Consider the following 18,819-nt stretch of genomic DNA (forward strand, 5'->3'; position numbering starts at 1 on the left):
GTTGCGTCGGGGTGACGATTGAACTCATGCCGACGGTTCAAGCGGCAGGCATACCCGAAACAGGGCGCCCTCGCCTATTCGGCTTTCGACCTCGATGGTGCCGCCGTGGGCTGCAACGATCTGCTCGGAAATAAACAGCCCGAGGCCCAGGCCCGCTGCCACCTGGCTGGCGCAGACGCGCTCGAACTGCTGGAAAATGCGTTTCTGGTTTTCTTCACTGATACCGATCCCGCGGTCACGCACTTCGACCCTCGCCTCGCCGTGCTCGGCGTACACGCGCACGTCCACCGGGCTCTTGGCCCCGTAGCGCAGGGCGTTGGTCAGCAGGTTGGTGACCACCTGCTCGATGCGGAACTCGTCCCAATTGCCCTCCACCGGGCCGTCGACGGCCAGGTGCATGGACGACTCGGCGGCCGCTACCTGCGGCGCGAAATTCTCGACCAAGTGGCCGACCAGCTGCGCCAGGTCGAAACGTGCAGGGCGGATCGACAGCTTGCCGGTACGGATGCGTGACACATCCAGCATGTCTTCAATCAACCGAATCAGGCTCTGGATCTGGCGTTCATCGCGGTCGACCATGGCGCGCATCTTGTCCAGGCTGAACGCATCGGCGTTGTCCCGAGCCAGGTGCATCTTGCGCAGCTGGGTTTCCAGGATCAGCCCATTGAGGGGCGTACGCACCTCATGGGCGACGATCGACATGAAGTCGTCACGCATGCGCACGGCCTGTTCCAGCTCGGCCTGAGTGGCCTGCAGGCGCGTCAGCAGCAACTCCTGCTCACGGCGACTGCGCTCCAGGGCTTCGACTTGCTGCTTCATGGCCTTGCTCTGGCGGTACAGGTCGACGAACACGTTGACCTTGCTCTTGACCGCGTGGATATCCAGCGGTTTGTGCAAAAAGTCGACGGCGCCGCTTTCGTAGCCCTTGAACGCATAATTGAGTTCACGCCCGGCGGCGCTGACGAACACAATCGGGATGTTCTTGGTTTTTTCGGTGCCGCGCATCAGTTCGGCCAGCTCGAAACCGTTCATCCCGGGCATTTGCACGTCGAGGATCGCCATGGCGAATTCGTGCTCCAGCAACAGGGACAAGGCCTCGTCGGCGCTCAGAGCCTTGAATACCTGGCGGTCCTCGCGCTTGATCAGCGCTTCAAGGGCCAGCAGGTTTTCCGGCAGGTCGTCGACGATCAGTAATTTGGCCTGGACAGTACTTAACATGGGGAAGATTCCAGGGAAGCCAGCAATGAGGCAATGCGGCTCAAGGTCAGAATATGGTCAGGGGTGTGCAACGCCAGGGCCGCCAGCGGCATCACGGCAATCCGCGCTTCGGTGGGGTCCTGCACGACAGTGGTACCGCCCGACTGCTTGACATGGGCCATGCCGCGCGCGCCGTCCTGGTTGGCGCCGGTCAGCAGAACCGCCAGCAAACCCGGGCCATAGGCATCGGCGGCCGAGGCGAACAGATAATCGATGGCCGGCCGGGAGTGGTGCACACGTTCTTCCTGGCTCAGGGACAGGCTGCGGTCCTGCTCCACCGACAGGTGATAGCCGGGCCCGGCGAAATACAAGGTGCCGGCCTCGATCACTTCTTTGTCCTGCGCTTCCTTCACCGGGATCCGCAGGCGCCGGGCAAACACTTGCGCCAACTGGCTGCGGCGTTCGTCGGGCAGGTGCAGCACGGCGATGATCGGCAGGCCGAAGCCGTCGGGCAGTTCGCCAAAAATACTCAACAACGCCTCCACGCCGCCGGCGGAGGCGCCGACGACGATGGCTTCAATCCCGCGAATCGGGCTGACGGTGATGTCGTTCATGATTTTCGGTAGATCCGTTCCTGCTTGACCAAGGGTTCGAATTGTTTGCCGTAGGCAGAAAAATCCAGGGTTTCCTTACTGCCCAACACCAGGAAGCCGCGATGGCACAGCGACTCATGAAACAACCCAAACGCCCTATCCTGCAACTTTTTATTGAAATAAATCAGCACGTTACGACACGAAATCAATTGAGTTTCTGAAAATACGCTGTCGGTCGCCAGGCTATGGTCGGCAAAGGTGACGTTCTCACGCAGTGTCTTGTCGAAAATCGCGTAATCGTAGGCCGCGGTGTAGTAGTCGGCAAATGAACGTTGCCCGCCGGCCTGCTGGTAGTTGGCGGTGTAGGCCCGTACGTTCGCCAGAGGGAAAATCCCCTGCTTGGCTTTGTCCAGGGACGCCGGGTTGATGTCCGTGGCGTAGATGATCGTGCGCTCCAGCAACCCCTCTTCCCGCAGCATGATCGCCATGGAGTACACCTCCTCTCCCGTGCTGCAGCCGGCGATCCAGATCTTGATCGACGGGTATGTCTTGAGCAGCGGCACCACCTCCTGGCGGATCGCCAGAAAGTGTGATGGGTCGCGAAACATTTCGCTCACCGGGATCGTCAGAAATTGCAGCAGTTGCATGAACGCCGCCGGATCGTGCAGCACGCGCTCCTGCAACGCCGAAATGGTCGCGCAATCAAACTGGCGCAAGGCATGGGCCACGCGGCGTTTGACCGACGCACCGGAATAGTCGCGAAAGTCATAGCTGTACTTGAGGTAAATCGCCTCGATCAGCAGGCGCAGCTCAATATCGCTGCTTTTTTCCAAAAAACTTCGCTCCACTTAAATGCGTTCCATCTTCGGTAGCCATACGCGGATCAACGAGAACAGACGGTCCAGATCGATCGGCTTTGCCAGGTAATCATTGGAACCCGCCGCGAGGCAGCGCTCCTGGTCATCCTTCATGGCCTTGGCCGTCACCGCGATGATCGGCAGTTTTTTCCAGCGCGGGTCCTGGCGGATCAAGGCCGTGGCCTCGTAACCGTCCATCTCCGGCATCATCACGTCCATCAGCACCAGGTCGATATCGTCGATCTCATTGAGCCTCTCGATGGCTTCACGGCCGTTGCGCCCGATCGCCACCACGGCGCCCTTGTGCTCCAGGGCACTGGTCAGCGCGAAGATGTTACGCACATCGTCGTCCACCAGCAGGATCTTGCGCCCCTCGAAGACCTTGTCGCGGCTGCGGGCGGTCTTGAGCATCTTCTGGCGCTCATGGGACAGCGTGGATTCGACTTTGTGCAGAAAGAGTGTGACTTCGTCCAGCAGGCGTTCCGGCGAGCGGGCGCCCTTGATGATGATCGAGCGCGAATACTTGCGCAGCTCGGTCTCTTCGTCGCGGGTCAGGTTGCGGCCGGTGTAGACGATCACCGGCGGGAACGAACAGATGTCTTCGGTGGCCATGCGCTTGAGCAGCTCGTTGCCGAGCATGTCCGGCAGCTTGAGGTCGATGATCATGCAGTCATAAACGTTGTTGCGCAGCAGGTCGAGGGCTTCCTGGGCAAAGCCCACGGCGGTGATCTCGATGTCATCGTCGCCGATCAGGCGGGCAATGCTGTCGCGTTGCAAGTCATCGTCCTCCACCAGCAGCACGCGCTTGACCTTCTGGGTCAGCTTGGCCTCCAGGCGCGCAAATACGTCCTTGAGCTCTTCGCGGGTGGTGGGTTTGACCGCATAGCCGATGGCGCCCATGTGCATCGCGGCTTCGACGCGGTCTTCCACGGAAATCACATGCACGGGAATGTGGCGGGTATTGGCGTGTTCCTTGAGGCGTTGCAGCACGGTCAACCCGGAATGGTCCGGCAGGCGCATGTCGAGGAGGATGGCGTCGGGGATATATTCTTCGGCCAGGCTGTAGCCCTCGTCCGCACCGTGGGCAACCAGGCATTGGTAGCCCAGCTCGTGGGCCAGGTCGAACAGGATGCGCGCGAAGTTGGGCTCGTCTTCCACCACCAGGATGCAGCGGGTGGTGAACGGGGCCTTGTCACGGTCGTCGGCAAAGCGCGGGATCTGGCTGACCTCGACGACCGGCAACGGTGAAACCTTGACCGGCGCAGGCGCGGGGGCCGTCACCACCTGGCGCGGCGGCTCGATCGGCGCGGCGTCGTCTTCGCGCTCCACATACTGTTCCGGCAGCACCAGGGTAAAGGTACTGCCCTTGCCCGGCGCGCTGGTCACGCTGATGTACCCGCCGAGCAAGGCGGCCAGGTCACGGGAAATCGACAGGCCCAGCCCAGTGCCGCCATACCGCCGGTTGGTGGTACCGTCAGCCTGGCGGAAGGCTTCAAAGATGCTTTGCTGCTGGTCCGGCGCAATACCGATGCCCGAATCGCGCACGCTGAAGGCGATGCCCTCCCCCGGCGCGCGGGACACCGACAGGCTGACCTCGCCCTGCTCGGTAAACTTGATTGCGTTGGACAGCAGGTTCTTGAGGATCTGCTCCAGGCGCTGGCGGTCGGTAAACAGCATCGCGGGTGCGTCGGGCTGCACCTGCACCTGAAAGCCCAGCTTGCGGTCGGCCGCCAGGGGCTCGAACATCCCGCGCAAACCATCGACCAGACGGGCCACGCTGGAGTTGTCCGGGCGCACTTCCAGTTTGCCGGCCTCGACCTTGGAGATATCCAAGATGTCGTTGATCAGGTTGAGCAGGTCATTGCCGGCCGAATAGATCGACTCGGCGAACTTGACCTGTTCGGCGCTGAGGTTTTCCTGGGGGTTTTCGGCCAGCAACTTGGCCAGGATCAGCGAGCTGTTAAGCGGCGTGCGCAGCTCGTGGGACATGTTGGCGAGGAATTCGGACTTGTACTTGCTGGAGCGCTGCAACTCTTCGGCGCGGTCTTCCAGCTCCTGCTGGGCCTGGTTGAGTTCGCCGTTCTTGCGGTCCATGGCGTCGCGCTGCTCGGCCAGGGTCTGGGTCTGCTCGGCCAATTGCTCATTGGTCTGCTCAAGCTCGGCCTGTTGGGTTTCCAGGTGGGCCTGGGACTCCTTGAGAATGCGTGACTGCTCTTCGAGTTCTTCGTTGGCGGTCTTGAGCTCTTCCTGCTGCACTTGCAGCTCTTCGTTGAGCTGCTGGGTCTCGGCCAGCACTTCCTGCAGGCGCTGGCGATAACGCGCGGCCTCGATGGAGGTGCCGATATTGCCGGCGATCAGTTCCAGCAGTTCGACGTCACGCTCCTGCAGCGTTCGCAGGAAACCGAGCTCGATCACCCCGTTGACGCGATCGTCATCACTGGTCGGCACCACCAGCACGCTGCGGGGTGTGCCCTCGCCCAGGCCCGAGCTGACCTTGAAATAATCCACCGGCACATCGTCCAGGCGAATCAGACGATCAAGCTGCGCGGCTTGGCCGACGATGCCTTCGTCGCTGTAGATCGCCTGTTCCAGCTGTTCCTGATCGCGGGAGAAGCCGTAGGTGGCTACGCGCTTGAGGCCGCCGTGCTCTTCACGTACGTACAGCGCCGCCACCGCCGAGCCCATGTACTGGGCAAAGAACTGCAGGATGTTGCGCCCGAGCATGTTCAGGGTGAGCTGGCCCAGCACCTGTTCGGCCAGTTCGGTCTGGCCGTTGCGCAGCCAGGCTTGCTGCTCCAGGCGCCGCGCTATCTTCTGTTGTGACGCGAGGTTTGCGCTATAACTCTCTGAAAGCGCTACAAGATTTTTTCTGCCGATGTAGGCCAGGAAGCCGCTCAAGCCGAGCACGAACACCAGATACAGGGTGACGCTGATGACCGTCGTGCGGGTGACATCCTGGTTGCGCGCAATTCGAAACTGCTGCTCCATGGCGACCGCATCTTCATATTCCTTGCGAATTTCATCGGTCAGCCGCTTGCCCCGCCCGGCCTTGACCGCGCCCCGGTAATCGCCGCTCTGGCGCTGCAGATCAATCATCGACTGGGCGTAGTTGTTCCACTCCAGTTGCAGGGCCTCCAGGCGCTTGAGGCGATCGACCTGCTGCGGGTTATCCGCCACCAGGTCCTGCAAATTGCGCAGGTCGGCAATGATGCGCGGCTTGGCCACTTCATACGGGTCCAGGAAATGCTCATCGCCGGTAATCAGGAAGCCGCGCATGCCGGTTTCCTGGTCCACCGTCAGCTTTGACGTCTCATTGAGGTTATTGATGACCCGGTCGGTGTGCTCGACCCACTGGATACCCGCCAACAGATAGGTGATCAGGCAGACGAAAAACACGGCGCTGAGCACCCCCACACCCAGGGGCAATGCCACGTTTCGGCTCAGGAGGGTACGAAAGCTCTTTTCATCGACTGTCGACGCGGGAGTCATGGGCATGCCTTGGCCAAGTGTGGAAAAACCGGGAGTTTGCCCCAAACGTGCGCCTGAACGCTATTTTTTGACGTCGACCGGTACAAGAGCGGCCGCCATTGGACCCGCATGTACCCGGTAATTGTTTATTTGCAGGGTGTATCGACTTGGCTTCTTACATTGTCTGCAAGGCCGATCGGAACCTGGGCACGAGCGTTTTCCACCCAAAGGTGCGTCTGCAAACAGGGAGTTTCCAATCAGGAGGACGCGTATTTCCTTTCCGAAAAGGTACTTACTCATGCTCAATGTCATGTCACGCGCGGTAACCCTGCCTCCTCCCGCCCCAACCTACCTCACCCCGACTGCCACGGAGTCACGCTCGAACGAAACGCCGCCTACTCATGCCTCACAAACGCCGTCGTCAAGCAATCCGACCCGGCTCGCGCGCAAACTTGCCGCCAATGAAAACCTCAAGCAGTGTGCGCTGAAGCTCAAGGAAGTGGCCGCAAGGCTCGGCGAGAAGGCCTCACCGAGCGCAGTGTGGAACGCGTTGCGCACCACGCTCATGGACGTCCATCCCGACTCTTCCTACGCCACGAAAGCCGGCAGCAGTGTCAGCCTGGCGAAATTTCTCAGATCTCACACGCTGCCCTTGTCACACAGCCATGATCATCTCGTCAGAACCGCGGACTGGATAACCGACAAGGCCATGCAGCATCCGTTGGAAAACTTTGGCGGCGCCCTGTCCTGGCCAGCGCCCATGGGCGCTGACGAACTGCTGCGCTTGCAACGGACCACCGCGGACACCAGGCACCCGCTGGGCGACCGTCCAGATGTTAAAGGGACGCAGGGCGGCATCCTCGAATTCCTGCGCTATCAATCTCCCCTGCCACCGCAAACGCTGGGCGATCCGCTCAAGATGCTGGAAGCACTGCTCGACTCCCCGCCAGCGCGACAGATCGGTAAAGCGCTGCAGCAGACAATGCAAGGCGTTGCCAGTGATAGCAGCGCGAGCGATTACTTGCTCGCCGGGGTCTTGCTGCAACTGGACCCGGCGTCCCGGACCGACCCGCAACGCAATACCGTCGCCGGCTTCAAGCTGTCCAGCGACAAGCACTGGGGCAAACCGGCGTCCACCGTGGTGGATGCTTTGGCCGAACATTTGACGACCACGGGCAAAACCAGCCCGGACCTGGCCAAAGTCGGGGCTTACCTGCTATTGGCAAGCCGCGCCCCGGTCTTCCTGATCAAGGACATTCCCGCCAGTGTCACCTACGGTAGCCCGGCGTGGGTCAACCTGGCGATTGCCGCTGCCACCCTGGAAGCGCAAACGCCCGGAAAAGTCGCCAACCTGACATTTGCCCAGGTCATGCTCAAGGCCGAGAGTGCCGCCAAGGCTGACCCAGAGGTCACCCAGATCGCCCAGCGCGAGGCGTTGATCGATTGGGGCGTGGCCAATGGCGTGCTGCAAACAAAAGCCGACGCGCTGTATGGCGCCGATGAGCTGAGCGCGCTGGTAACGACCTACGATGCGCGTCAGACATTGATGAACAACGCCGCCGAGGCATTCGCGAAAGACATACCCTCGCGCAAAGAGATGGCGATGGCTGAGCTGCGTAAACGCTTTCCCGATCAGGAAGCTCTGTTTGACCAGAAAATGTTTCACGTTTCACGCAAAGCGTTCTACCTGGGACAAGACACCTACGAAACCGTGGAGATAGGCCCTCACTCGCTGCTCGATATCGCCATGATGGACCTGAAGGGGCCGAATCTGGTTTTTACGTCTGAATCCAAGGACAGTGAAATTTTCCTGAACGCACTTAACGCCAATCACGCATTTGGCGTGGCGGATGAATTCGAACAGCAGTTCAAGGACGTCGTCGAAGAAAAAAAGCGCGCGGTCAACACCTGCATAAAGCATCTGATCGCCCAACTGCCGCTGGAAGACCGCAAGCATTTTGAATATGGCAACGTCACGCTGTATCAGAAGCACTCGTACAAAATGGGAACGGGCTTCTTCGATAGAACCCCTCTTCCCAAAGACGAAGCCTTGCTGATAAAGATCGAGCGCGACGGGGTGACGATCGCCTACCAAATCAGCTTTAACGAAGGCAGGATCTACACGATCCCGACCTATCAGGCAGCGCCGGGTTCCACGACCCATGGGAACCTGGTACGCCAAACCAAAACATTCACGCCCACCGGCGGCGATATCGGTAGCGAACGAGCGCCCACGAACGACTCGCCTCCAGACAGTTTTACCCGCGAGCGCACTCAACGGATCGCCGACGCCTTTATCGAACATATCGGTCTGGACGATCCGGCCATCAAGCGCAGAGCCAGGGGGCTCACCACGGCGGATAAAAATCGTCAGAAAGCCGATGTGGTTGGCGAATTCATTTTGAACCTGATCCCCTTGCGTTCGGCCATCAACAACTTTCGCGCTGGCAATATTGGCGAAGGCCTGGTTGACCTGGGCCTGGATGTTTTCGGGTTCCTGACAGCCGGCGCGGCCACCGCGGGCAAAGTGATGAAAATTGCCGGCAGCGCAGCCTCCTCGGCAAGCAAAGCCGCCAGGATAGGCAAGGCTATCGGCGTGGCGAGCATTGGCTTGCTCAACCCGGTGGCGGGCACCGGTGATCTGGCGGCAGGGGGCGTGAAGCTGATGGGTAAGGGCCTTGCCAAGGCCCGCGAATGGACCAACACCCTCAGGGGCGCAAGCGGCAGTTATGATTTACTCAAGACGGCCAGCCGGCAGTACGACGCCGCGGCGATCGGTACCTTAAAAATTGCCGAGCAGACTGTTCAGACACCCGCGGTATTCAAGGACGGGCATTGGTACCACTACAACGTCGCCAAAGCCGAGGCGTACGGCCAGCCCCTGAAAGACTTCAAGCCCATCGTCGCAGCACACGAAGGCGAGATAAAAGCGATTATTGATAGCTGGCTTGGAAAGTTTCTGGGCTCGATAGTGGCGCCGCCGTCCACCAACCCTAACTATCGCCAGGACTACATCAGCGCGATCGCCAAGGCCAAAGTCGATGACCCGGCCGCGTACCAGCGTGGTTATTTATCTGGAACGCCAAGCAACATTTATGGTTATTCCTCAGCGCTGAAAGTCGAGGATCTAAAACGTTTGGCCGTCAACGAACGACGCGCGCCGGCGGAACTGGGTAGTTTGGTCAAACGCATCGAAGACCTTGAACGTCTTCCCGAACACTTCAAAATCGCTCGTCAAAATGCCCAGGTAGCCCACCCGGCTGCTTATAAAAAAGGCTATGACACGGGAACACCGGAACACATCAGCGGTTTCTCGGACTCGTTAACCCTCAATGAACTTGCAGAACTTGCCGTCGCGCCTGGACGCACGCCTGAAGAGTTAGGCCGTTTGACCCGGTATATGGAACGAAGGAGGACGTCCATCAGCCTGGAGAATTACAAGGAATTCAATAAGGAAATCACTGCCGCAGGTGGCACTCCCGTTGCGGTTCCGCAAAGCTTTTACCTCAGTCAGGCATCATTGCTGTCGGAGGGCGAGTGCGCCGCGCTGTCCAACGTCATGGCCGCCGCCATCAAAGAAGGAAAACAAGACACCTTTATCAAGAACCTATACACCGCAATGGTACCTACGCTCAGCCCCGCCGAGATTGCGGCGTTGAGGAAAGTCGATCCGGCCAAGGCCGCGATCGAACAGCGCAAGGCAACTTCCGTGAGCCACTTTCAGGAGCAATTGGAGGCGCTTCAGGAGGTACTGGGCAAAAACACTGGATTTCATCACAACATGCAGTTCAAGCAGGCGCCCTACACCGACATCATTGAGACGTTGGCCAATGCCCGCAGCTCCAAAACGCTGTTGATCAATGGCCCTTCCCATGGCATTACCGCCGGGGTGGTGGTGAACAACGGCAAGAAGGAATGGTTTTATTTCGACCCTAACTTCGGAAAAGCGACCTTTACCACGCAGGCGCAGATGCGAGACGCACTGGAAAGCACCTTGAAGCGTGGCCGCACCAAAAGTCTGTTGGAGCACTTTGGTAGCCCGGACATGCCCGAGTACCGTTTTTCAGTGTTCGACCGTATCAATCTCAACGCCATGACCAGCCCATTGCCACGCCATATGCGCAATGTGGACGATTTGTTCGATCTCCCTTTGTAAGCTCGTGCAGGCGTGACAGTCGGTTTATCGACGGCTGTCGCGCTCCCTGTGCGTCCGGATCGCCCCAACAATCGGGCCGGGAACAGTGATATCACGGTGCAACAAGACATCAGTCCCTATTGCCTGCACAATATCCGCCCTGCATCGGGAACTTGCCGAGTTTGACGCGACTCATTAGAGGATGGTCATTCAACTGCGAACGACCTGCTCCTTCATTTTTCGGGAATTTTTAATATGTCTGCGTCGTCCCCCATCATTCTTGTAGTCGAAGACGACGATATCGTGCGCATGCTGATCGTCGATGTCCTCGAAGAGTTGGAGTACACGGTGCTCGAGGCTGCAGACGCCGAGGAGGCGCTGAAAGTGGTGCAGAACGCTCAGTCGATTGATCTGATGATGACCGACGTGGGGTTGCCGGACATGGACGGCAAACAACTGGCAACGAAAGTGCGTGAACTGCGCCCTGCTCTGCCGATTCTGTTTGCCAGCGGCTATGCCGAAAACATCGACGTGCCGGACGGCATGCAGGTGATTGGCAAACCCTTTTCGATCGACAAGTTGCGTGACAAGGTCAAGTCCATGCTTTCACCGATTTGATGTTGGCGCGTCCAGTGCCGCCTCCCGGGGCGGCTTTTTTGTGTCCGGCACGCAGAGATTTACGTGACCTGCGGCGAATAAAACCGGAAACTCAGCGCTTTGCCACGCCACTCAACCTATTTCTTCAAAAAGCACTCACGAAGGATGCAACAACATGATTGCAAAACCCACGCGCCTGCTGCTGGCGAGTCTCTCGATCCTCATGAGCACCGGCGCCTGGGCCGACTTCACGGCAACTCCGAGCGAAGCCCGGGTCATTGCCAAGCAAGCCTACCTGTACGGCTATCCGGTGGTGGAGATGTACAAAACGCTCTACACCCAGGCCGTCGATAAAGGCGGCGCTCATTTCAAGGCGCCGTTCAACCACATTGGCCATTCGTCCCCGGTGTTGACGCCCAAGGACGTCGGCGTAGCGACGCCGAACCTCGATACGCCCTACTCCTTCGTGTGGATGGACCTGCGCAGCGAGCCGCTGGTGCTGACGCTGCCCAAGATCGAAGACGAGCGTTACTACTCGGTGCAGTTGGTCGACCTGTATACGCAGAACATCGCCTACCTGGGCACCCGCAGCACCGGTAACAATGGCGGGCACTACATGATCGCCGGCCCCGACTGGAAGGGCCAGCAGCCGGTCGACGTGGACCGCGTGGTCTACAGCGAGAGCAACATCGCCTATGCCCTGTACCGCACGCAGTTGTTTGACGAGAAAGACCTGAGCAAGGTCAATAAAATCCAGAACGGCTATAAGGTGCAGCCGCTGAGCAGCTACGTGAAGCAGGCCGCGCCGGCCAAGGCACCCAAGGTCGAATGGCCCAAGCCCATGGCGACCATGACCGAAGGCCCCCAGCTGTTTCGCTACCTGAATTTCATGCTGGCGTTCGCCGCCCCCCAGGACAGTGAAAAAGCGCTGCTGGCAGACTTTGCCAAGATCGGCATCGCCCCTGGCGCTCCGTTCAAGCTCAACCAGTTGACGGCCGAGCAACGCAAAGCGCTGGAGGACGGTATTTCCGATGCGCGAGCCGAATTCGCCGCATTCAAGAAGGACAAGATCGACACCCGTCAGGTCGCCCGCAGCGACCTGTACGGCAGCCGTGACCGTCTGCAAAACAATTACCTGTACCGCTACGCCGGCGCCGACCTGGGGATTTTCGGCAATTCGCCCGACGAAGCCGTCTCGTTCACCTACCGTGACGACAGTGAAGGCAAACCGGCCAACGGTGCCCGTCATAGCTATACCGTGCACTTTGACAAGGACCAACTGCCGCCCGCCGATGCGTTCTGGTCATTGACCCTGTACGACGCCAAGACCAAGCAACTGGTGCCCAACCATAAAAAGCGCTACACGATCAATTCGCGCATGCTGGCGGGCTTGAAGCGCGATGCCGATGGCGGCCTGACCCTGGCCCTGCAACACCATGAGCCGCCCAAGGCGGAACAGGCCAACTGGCTGCCCGCCCCGCCCGCCCCGTTTTACGCGGTACTGCGCATCTACCTGCCCAAGCCTGAAGCCGGCAACGGGCAGTGGAAACTGCCACCGTTGACCCCCCTTAAATAACGCGACACGCCAGGCCGTTGTCAGGGAGCTGCATCGCATATGAATTGCTGGAATATCCTCGGCCTGGCGCCGGATGCCGATAGCCGCACGATCAAGCGCCAGTACGCGGCCTTGTTGAAAAAGACGCGCCCGGACGAAGACCCGGAGGGCTTCCAGCGCCTGCGCGAAGCTTATGAGGCAGCGTTGGCGTGGAGCCAGAACCCGCAGGAACCCGAGGATGACGTGCTCGTCGAGGATCTCGGCGAAACCCTGGCGCAGCAATACGACGCGGCAATGGTCAACGGCACCGCGCTGTTTCTGGAAATCCACCTGTTGCAGCGCTGCATCGACGGCGACCTGAGTGCCGAGGACACGCGCTGGGCCTTTGAGACGTTCAACTGGCTGACCGCCTGGCAACGGCTCGAATTGCCCAGCGCGCTGATCGACACCCTGGAGCGCCAGCACCGCGCCGAATTACAGCGACCGCTGTATGAGGCCCTTGGGCGGAAAGACGACGCCGCGTTCCTGACGGCCTATGCCGCCCGGCATGAGCATCCCTGGGTGAATAATCATCCCCATGCCGAGTGGTTCAATGAATGGTTGGCCAGGTTGCTTGCCAATCATCATTACTGGTCGAGCCGCGTGTTCGAAGCGGTGTGTGCCGGGCAGCACTGGCACGGCGGCGCCGACCATGGCTGCCCGGCCGGCGATTGGGCGCTCTTGTTGAAACGCCAGCAAGGGCCGGCCTTTCTCGCACGCCAACGGGCATTGGCAGCCGAACCGCCCTACAGCCCGGAGCAACGCGCCGCGCGTTTACTGTTTGCACCAATGAGCCTGGGCCAGCGCCGTGCCTTCGCCCAGCGCTTCGACGAACAGGACTGGAAGGCCTGCCAGCAACTCAGCGCCGAGATCTATGCCGACCACGTCAGCGTCGCCGAAGCGATGCCCGGCGGCACGGTGTATTTCTGGCAGGGCTGGGATTCGGCTCTGGACACCTGGCCGTGGATCGTCGCGCTGGTGCTCAGTTGTCTGGTGGGCGTGCTGGTGCAGGTTGAACCCCTGGCCGGCATGGTCATTCCGACCCTGGGCCAGGGCATTCTCTGGTCGATAGGTGCCGTGATCTGCGCCGGCTTAGCCTGGCAGGGCTGGCGGCCGTTGGCTCATCATTATCGTGTGCTCGACGAACAACTCAGCCAGCGGTTACCGCGCTGGATCAGCCCGACCCACTTACCGTTGCTACCGATACGCGATCTGGCACCGGGTGTCGTTCTGGCGGGTGCGCTGGGTTATGTGTTCGGTCCGTTTGCCAGCTTGACCCTGGTGGTGGTGCTGGCGCTCGCGGGCTGGATCAAGCGGCCGTTTATGAACAGCCATACGCCCTGGACTGCCCGGCACCCACGCTGGGCCGTACTGGGCACCGCACTGTGCTTGATCAGCGCAGTCGTGCTGTACGCCGGTTTGAAGATACTCGACGATAGCCACCGGGTCACCCGCAACCAAGGCCTGCAACAGTGGACCGAGCGCCTGTGCAGCCGCATGCCACGCAGTGCAACCGAATGCCAGGCGCCCGCCACCCAGGCCCAGTGGTACGGCCAGGAGGACAAGCGATGAATCCGAAATGGCTCTTACCCATCGGCCTGGTGCTGGGCCTTGGGCTGCTCGGTGCCGCCGGCGCGACCAAACCCTTGCAATACGCGCAATTGTGGCTGGACCAACGTGACAGTCCAGCCACCGCCACGGCCAGCGCGCTGGCGCCCATCATTGATTGCGTGAACCGTATTGATCGGGACACCCGTTTGGCGTACTACCGCCTGCACGCCTCATCGCCGCCTGCGCCCGACCACGATAACTTTGGCGACAGAAACGAGCCGGAACCGCGCATTATCCAAGCGTCGGTGTGTTCGTCCTTGTACACCCTGAAACTGGAGCGCCAGCAACCCGGCAGCCGCTTGATCGGCCTGGCCAGCGTCTATGCCTACAAGCTGCAGAAATTCACCTCGCTGGCGGACATGATCACGCCAACGCCGCCGCCAGCAGGCCTGCCTCAGGGCGCTCAGCAAATGGTGGCCGAGGCCATGAATAAACAACTCCTCGCACAACTGGCCGACAAAGGTGAAGCCTACCTGGCGGTGTCCACCGAACTGCGCAGCCAGCTGGAACGTGAAGACCTGAGCGTGCGTCCCGCGCAGTTGGCGCGTATCGAGGCACGTTTTGGCCGTGACCTTCATTGGCACGTGCTCAATTACATGATCGCGGCGCGTCAGGCCATTGACAGGATTGAACACGATATGCACGACGCCAGCCTGACACCGCAGACCGTCGCCGTACTGACCGAAGCCGTGCAGAAGGCGGCGGACGACGGCAATGCCTACAAACGCCTGCATCCCAGCAGCAATCGTGATGAGGAAGCCTGGAACCTCTGGTATACGATTACTCCGGCGGCAGAGGCTTACCTCGCGGCGTTGACCACCCTTCGACAAGACTGGCTCGAACGCGCCACGCCGCAGCAACTGAGTGAGGATTACTACCTCGTCACCCGTCGCTACGACGCCCTTCTAAGCTACTACAACCGCCCTGCGCGCAATGCGTTCTAGTGTTTCTTGAGCTTCAGATAGGACTGATGCAGGTCGGACGCCCAGCCATCGATCACGCTTTTCATGTCGTCGGCCTTCATCACCTGCGAGTCGTTGGCCAGCGGCTTGCCGGTGCCTTTGCGTACCACCTGCGCAAGGACCTTGCCGTTGGCGCCATCAAGGAACTGTGCCTCGGTGCCCAAGGTGGTTTCCTGGTCCCGAATACCCGCGCCGGTACTCACCGCTGCCGCGACTAACGCCACTGGAACGAACTCATATGGCTTGAGGCCCTCGGTCTTGCTGCTGACCGCAGTGATTGCCGCACGGACCACGATCACGCCAGGGCCCGGACCGTTGGCCAAGGGCAATGACTTGGCCAGTTCACGCTGGAGCGCCTGGTTGAAATAGCGGTTGATGCCGTTGAGGGTGCTGTCCGGAATTTTCGCCGTGGCCTGGGGCTTCGGATAGAACTGAGTGGGTTCGATATACGCCGCGGTGTAACGGCTCAGGTCCAGTTTCGGATCGACCCAACGCATCACTGCAGCGCCCGACGGCGACTTGGCTTCCTTCAATTGGCTGTAGTTGGACAGAAATCCCGAATATTCATCCGGTGGCGTGATCTTGCTGGCGCAGCCCGCCATGCCGATTGAAGCGATGCACAGCGTGCTGATCATTAGCCTTGGCTTCATCATTGAACTCCCTGGCGGTCATCATCGTTAGAATGAGTTCTAGGTATAGACAATCCTGGGAGTTACACCTTACCTGACGCAGGACTTTTGACAGGCCTGCGCTTGAATAAACGCTTCAGCCGCGTTCGCGGGGGATCAGGCTCTGCAACTGCGACGCCAGGAAGTTCGCATCGAAGCCAAACGTGTCCGGGTCTTTCAGGCCATTGGTTTTTTTCCACTGCCAGTCGTTTTTATCTGCCGGCAACACCAGCGACACGCTGCCGTGCCGAGCCGCCGTCAGCCCCATCACGGCCACGCAAATCAGCCCGCCCGCCCCCATCACATCGGGCACAAATTCCACGGTTTTGCCGGTAATGTGCACGGTCAGTTTCTCGGTCTTGAACGTCGATGTTTCCACCGGCACACTCGGGCCGCTGGCCACGTAGGCTTCACGCTCGACGTCCAGCAACCCAACGGTTTTTACCGGCGCCAACCACTGCTCGATCTGCGCGAACAACTCATTGAGTTTCTGTGCCCAGCGGGCCGACTGCACGTCCAATTGCTGCTTTTTATGCGCTTCGCTGTCGGCGTAATGGCGAAGCATCTCACCCAGTTGCTGTACATCGTCCATTGCGGCATTCCTTGGTCAGCCAGGTTGGCGAGCCTTGATCATGGCAGATGCTGCGCTGCACCGTATGGCTTAAAACTGCACCGGTCATTTGGCCGCCAACTGCGTATGACTAATGCCCGACCAGTGGGTAAGGTGAAACCACATCCTCTGTAAGGAACATCACATGCGTACCATCGGCCTTATCGGCGGCATGAGCTGGGAGTCCAGCGCCGAGTATTACCGCATCATCAACCAGTGCGTGCGCGACCAGCTCGGCCCGCTGCGCTCGGCGCAACTGTTGATGTACAGCGTGGACTTCGGCCCGGTGGAACAGGCCCAACACGCCGGACGCTGGGATGATACGGCGCTGATCCTTGAAGATGCCGCGCGCCGCCTGCAGGCCGGCGGTGCCGAGTGCGTGGTGCTGTGTACCAACACCATGCATAAGCTGGCGCCCCATATCGAAGCGGCAGTGTCGATTCCGTTCCTGCATATCGCCGATGCAGCCGCATTGGCCGCCGTGGAGGCCGGGACGTTGACGGTTGGTTTGCTCGGCACTGCCTTCACCATGGAGCAGGACTTTCTCAAGTCCCGACTGGCCGGCCACGGCCTGACAGTGCTGGTACCGGACGCGGATGAACGCAAGGAGGTGCACCGCGTCATCTATGAGGAACTGTGCGTCGGCGTGATCAGCGACACTTCACGCCGGACTTACCAACGCGTCATAAAGTCCCTGGCCGCGCGCGGCGCTCAGGCGATCATCCTCGGTTGCACGGAAATCGGCCTGTTGATCAAGCCCGAACACAGCGAGTTGCCACTGCTGGACACCACCGAGCTGCATGCGCAGGCTGCGGTGGCGTTTGCCTTGCAGGACTAAGCGCGCGCGCGCAGGCGCGCCATGCTGACGGTGTCGACAAACACCCCGTCACGCAGGGCGCTGTCACGCAGCACACCTTCCACTTCGAAGCCGAATTTACGGTACAGGCGTTGCGCCGCTTCGTTGTCGACGTACACCGTCAACTCCACGCGGTGCAGGTTCATCCAGTTGTCGGCCACGTCCAGCGCGGCCGTCAACAGGCGCGAGCCTACCCCCTTGCCTTGCCAGGCCGTGGCCACGCCCATGCCGAACGAACCGACATGGGCCTGGCGCACGCGCAGGTACTGTTGCAGGCCGAGTTGGCCAATGACCTCGCCGCCATGCACGGCCACCAATTGCAGGCGCCGCTCATCGTCCATCACCAGTTTCTTACGCCACGCCTCCACCGACTGGAAAGGCATCTGCAGCACCTGACGGCATACGGCCGGTTCGTTATAAAGCGCCGCGACGCCTTCAAGATGGGCCTCGGTAAAGCGCTGGATGACGATATGGGGTTCAGGCGTGTGCATGGTGCTTCATCCTTTGAATAACACATGGCCGGCCAGTGTAGAGGCCCTCCCCGCTTGATGGCTAGGGCGCGGGAGCGGTCGACCATAAAGACGGCCAATCCCCGTAGGCCACTCCGGTGCAACGCGGCATCCTCTTGAATTCGCTGAGCTGGAACGCCTTGCCGTCAAATACCCACACGCCACCGCCGCCACAATCGCCGATCCCGCGTTGTTTGTAGAAGTAGCTCAAGGTGCCCGTGGCCGGGTCATACCCGACCGAGCCTTGCAGCGCCGCGTCCTCCAGTGGCAAGGGCTCAAGCTGCAGGGTTGTTTCGGCATACGGCGCCTGGCGCTGGCGGCTGACCACATCGTACTCACAGTTGTACGCCGCACAGTCATAACGCACCACGGTCATTGCTTGCTGCGCCGTCAGCGCCCCGGCGCTGGCCTCGGGTTCGCTTCCGGTGCCGTTGACCTCGGGAGTGATGGTGCGCAGCGCCGTCGCTACCAGGCCGGCCTGTTCCTGTGCGGTCAACGTGGGTGCCCGCGGGAATTTGCGCAGTACGGGCGTCGGCAAACGCGCCGGCACGGCACTGGCCTCGCCTTTACCCGGCCGGACCAGGGCGGTGACGTTATCCACCCGCCCCTGCACGGCATCCATCAACAGCAGCGAAGCGCTCAGCCCGCTCAACGACACATGGGCGTCCTTGTCACCCGGTAGCTCCAGACGCTTGCCATCACGCAAGGCCTGCAACCAACGGCGGGCCGCGGCCTCCTCGATCACACCGTAGGACCGCAGCTCGGGATCACCGCCCTCATCGTCCAGTTCGACGTGCAGGTCCCGAGTCAACTCCAGGCCCAGCGGCTGACCGTCCAATCGCAAGGTGGCCAGGTCCAGCGCTTCGCCACGATGGTCGAAGCGCAAGCGCAGGTAGCCCTCGGCCCCGGCCTGATGCCAGATGTGCAACGTGAGGGAACTGTAGTCCTCTTCGTCGACCCCACTGGGCGCGCTGAGGGCATGGCAATTGCGCAGGTTGTCGCAACCGATCACCCATTCCTTGATTTCCCGCAGCAGCGGTACGGTTTCGGGCTTGGCTTGAACGAGGGTGGCGGTGCCGCTCAGCAGCAGGGCCAGGAGTACGGGGCGCAGCATGGGGACTCTCCGTGTCGAAAAGGTGCGGATTGTCCCATGTTCTGACGG

The 18,819-nt window shown here is 60.5% G+C and carries 14 protein-coding genes; 6 read left to right on the plus strand and 8 right to left on the minus strand.

Translation table 11 applies throughout. From position 1 onward, the window contains the following. Nucleotides 1-24: 24 nt before the first annotated feature. From V6M90_RS18100 to V6M90_RS18115, 4 genes are read right to left on the minus strand one after another with little or no spacing between them, the layout of a single operon-like run. Entirely contained in the window at nt 25-1,218 is a 1,194-nt protein-coding gene (locus tag V6M90_RS18100) for a hybrid sensor histidine kinase/response regulator (RefSeq protein WP_332846903.1), read from the minus strand. Further along, complete coding sequence (locus tag V6M90_RS18105) at nt 1,212-1,811, minus strand: chemotaxis protein CheB (RefSeq protein WP_003173863.1); 600 nt, start codon at nt 1,809-1,811, stop codon at nt 1,212-1,214. The genes V6M90_RS18100 and V6M90_RS18105 overlap by 7 nt, the downstream gene beginning before the upstream one ends. Continuing rightward, complete coding sequence (locus V6M90_RS18110; RefSeq protein ID WP_408637320.1) at nt 1,808-2,638, minus strand: CheR family methyltransferase; 831 nt, start codon at nt 2,636-2,638, stop codon at nt 1,808-1,810. The genes V6M90_RS18105 and V6M90_RS18110 overlap by 4 nt, the downstream gene beginning before the upstream one ends. Further along, nucleotides 2,639-6,136, minus strand: a complete 3,498-nt coding sequence (locus V6M90_RS18115) for a response regulator (RefSeq protein WP_141063795.1) — start codon at nt 6,134-6,136, stop codon at nt 2,639-2,641. Between the two features lie 277 nt (nt 6,137-6,413). On the opposite strand from V6M90_RS18115, the gene V6M90_RS18120 reads away from it, so the two are divergent. From V6M90_RS18120 to V6M90_RS18140, 5 genes are all read left to right on the plus strand, one after another. Beyond that, a complete protein-coding gene (locus tag V6M90_RS18120) occupies nt 6,414-10,271 on the plus strand; it encodes a hypothetical protein (protein WP_332846905.1) in 3,858 nt (1,285 codons plus the stop codon). Nucleotides 10,272-10,505: 234 nt separating this feature from the next. Then, nucleotides 10,506-10,868, plus strand: coding sequence for a response regulator (locus V6M90_RS18125; RefSeq protein WP_141063797.1), 363 nt, complete (start codon nt 10,506-10,508; stop codon nt 10,866-10,868). Between the two features lie 154 nt (nt 10,869-11,022). Next, entirely contained in the window at nt 11,023-12,423 is a 1,401-nt protein-coding gene (locus V6M90_RS18130) for a DUF1254 domain-containing protein (protein ID WP_003173858.1), read from the plus strand. 39 nt (nt 12,424-12,462) lie between these two features. After that, complete coding sequence (locus V6M90_RS18135) at nt 12,463-14,013, plus strand: J domain-containing protein (RefSeq protein ID WP_003173857.1); 1,551 nt, start codon at nt 12,463-12,465, stop codon at nt 14,011-14,013. Then, complete coding sequence (locus V6M90_RS18140) at nt 14,010-14,996, plus strand: DUF3829 domain-containing protein (protein ID WP_305429559.1); 987 nt, start codon at nt 14,010-14,012, stop codon at nt 14,994-14,996. The genes V6M90_RS18135 and V6M90_RS18140 overlap by 4 nt, the downstream gene beginning before the upstream one ends. Here the strand turns inward: V6M90_RS18140 and V6M90_RS18145 are convergent. Together V6M90_RS18145 and V6M90_RS18150 are read right to left on the minus strand one after the other, a co-directional pair. Beyond that, entirely contained in the window at nt 14,993-15,664 is a 672-nt protein-coding gene (locus V6M90_RS18145) for a DUF3313 domain-containing protein (RefSeq protein WP_003173855.1), read from the minus strand. The two genes, V6M90_RS18140 and V6M90_RS18145, sit on opposite strands and share 4 nt — an antisense overlap. Nucleotides 15,665-15,779: 115 nt before the next feature. Continuing rightward, complete coding sequence (locus V6M90_RS18150; protein WP_003173854.1) at nt 15,780-16,274, minus strand: hypothetical protein; 495 nt, start codon at nt 16,272-16,274, stop codon at nt 15,780-15,782. 163 nt (nt 16,275-16,437) lie between these two features. On the opposite strand from V6M90_RS18150, the gene V6M90_RS18155 reads away from it, so the two are divergent. Further along, complete coding sequence (locus V6M90_RS18155; protein ID WP_003173853.1) at nt 16,438-17,130, plus strand: aspartate/glutamate racemase family protein; 693 nt, start codon at nt 16,438-16,440, stop codon at nt 17,128-17,130. On the opposite strand, the gene V6M90_RS18160 is transcribed toward V6M90_RS18155, so the two are convergent. Together V6M90_RS18160 and V6M90_RS18165 are read right to left on the minus strand one after the other, a co-directional pair. Then, the gene (locus V6M90_RS18160; protein ID WP_003173852.1) at nt 17,127-17,639 is read right to left on the minus strand and encodes a GNAT family N-acetyltransferase; all 513 of its coding nucleotides are present in this window, start codon (nt 17,637-17,639) and stop codon (nt 17,127-17,129) included. The two genes, V6M90_RS18155 and V6M90_RS18160, sit on opposite strands and share 4 nt — an antisense overlap. Before the next feature lie 61 nt (nt 17,640-17,700). Continuing rightward, nucleotides 17,701-18,771 (minus strand): DUF1176 domain-containing protein, encoded by a 1,071-nt coding sequence (locus V6M90_RS18165; RefSeq protein WP_003173851.1) that lies wholly within the window; start codon nt 18,769-18,771, stop codon nt 17,701-17,703. Nucleotides 18,772-18,819: the final 48 nt, after the last annotated feature.

The sequence above is a fragment of the Pseudomonas lactucae genome (genome assembly GCF_036688725.1).
Taxonomy (GTDB): domain Bacteria; phylum Pseudomonadota; class Gammaproteobacteria; order Pseudomonadales; family Pseudomonadaceae; genus Aquipseudomonas; species Aquipseudomonas lactucae.

What these genes read in the sequence shown, in the direction of transcription:
- V6M90_RS18100 (WP_332846903.1), bottom strand. Translation starts at nt 1,218, where the DNA reads ATGTTAAGTACTGTCCAGGCCAAATTACTGATCGTCGACGACCTGCCG.
- V6M90_RS18105 (WP_003173863.1), bottom strand. Translation starts at nt 1,811, where the DNA reads ATGAACGACATCACCGTCAGCCCGATTCGCGGGATTGAAGCCATCGTC.
- V6M90_RS18115 (WP_141063795.1), bottom strand. Translation starts at nt 6,136, where the DNA reads ATGACTCCCGCGTCGACAGTCGATGAAAAGAGCTTTCGTACCCTCCTG.
- V6M90_RS18120 (WP_332846905.1), top strand. Translation starts at nt 6,414, where the DNA reads ATGCTCAATGTCATGTCACGCGCGGTAACCCTGCCTCCTCCCGCCCCA.
- V6M90_RS18125 (WP_141063797.1), top strand. Translation starts at nt 10,506, where the DNA reads ATGTCTGCGTCGTCCCCCATCATTCTTGTAGTCGAAGACGACGATATC.
- V6M90_RS18130 (WP_003173858.1), top strand. Translation starts at nt 11,023, where the DNA reads ATGATTGCAAAACCCACGCGCCTGCTGCTGGCGAGTCTCTCGATCCTC.
- V6M90_RS18135 (WP_003173857.1), top strand. Translation starts at nt 12,463, where the DNA reads ATGAATTGCTGGAATATCCTCGGCCTGGCGCCGGATGCCGATAGCCGC.
- V6M90_RS18140 (WP_305429559.1), top strand. Translation starts at nt 14,010, where the DNA reads ATGAATCCGAAATGGCTCTTACCCATCGGCCTGGTGCTGGGCCTTGGG.
- V6M90_RS18145 (WP_003173855.1), bottom strand. Translation starts at nt 15,664, where the DNA reads ATGAAGCCAAGGCTAATGATCAGCACGCTGTGCATCGCTTCAATCGGC.
- V6M90_RS18150 (WP_003173854.1), bottom strand. Translation starts at nt 16,274, where the DNA reads ATGGACGATGTACAGCAACTGGGTGAGATGCTTCGCCATTACGCCGAC.
- V6M90_RS18155 (WP_003173853.1), top strand. Translation starts at nt 16,438, where the DNA reads ATGCGTACCATCGGCCTTATCGGCGGCATGAGCTGGGAGTCCAGCGCC.
- V6M90_RS18160 (WP_003173852.1), bottom strand. Translation starts at nt 17,639, where the DNA reads ATGCACACGCCTGAACCCCATATCGTCATCCAGCGCTTTACCGAGGCC.
- V6M90_RS18165 (WP_003173851.1), bottom strand. Translation starts at nt 18,771, where the DNA reads ATGCTGCGCCCCGTACTCCTGGCCCTGCTGCTGAGCGGCACCGCCACC.